A 690-nucleotide genomic window follows, 5' to 3' on the forward strand; every position below is an offset into this window, starting at 1 on the left:
CGTGTACTTCGGGGGCGAAGGCGGGGTCGCGGACCACCTTGCGGTGGAAGGGGATCGCGGTGGCCATGCCCTCGACCTGGAACTCCTCCAGGGCGCGGGCGGCTCGCTGAAGGGCCTCCTTGCGGGTGCGGCCGGTCACGACGAGCTTGGCGAGCAGGGAGTCCCAGGCGGGGCCGATCACGCTGCCGGACTCCACGCCCGCGTCCAGGCGCACACCCGGCCCCGTCGGTGCGTCGAACCGTGTGACGGTGCCGGGGGCGGGCAGGAAGTTGCGGCCGGGGTCCTCGCCGTTGATGCGGAACTCGAAGGAGTGGCCGCGTAGTTCGGGGTCGTCGTAACCGAGCGGCTCGCCGTCGGCGATGCGGAACATCTCGCGGACCAGGTCGATGCCGGCGACCTCCTCGGTCACCGGGTGTTCGACCTGTAGGCGGGTGTTGACCTCGAGGAAGGAGATGGTGCCGTCCTGGCCGACGAGGAACTCGCAGGTGCCGGCGCCTTCGTAGTGGGCCTCTTTGAGGATGGCCTTCGAGGCGCGGTACAGCTCGGCGGTCTGGGCCTCGGAGAGGAAGGGGGCGGGGGCTTCCTCGACGAGCTTCTGGTGGCGGCGCTGCAGGGAGCAGTCGCGGGTGGAGACGACGACCACGTTGCCGTGCTTGTCGGCCAGGCATTGGGTCTCCACGTGCCGGGGCC

The 690-nt window shown here is 70.7% G+C and carries 1 protein-coding gene; it reads right to left on the reverse strand.

From position 1 onward, the window contains the following. Positions 1-690 (reverse strand): ATP-binding protein (locus AC5WS8_RS39280; protein WP_496108257.1); only part of this gene is annotated, 690 nt, incomplete at both ends.

The organism is Streptomyces sp. PTL18, from assembly GCF_059510295.1.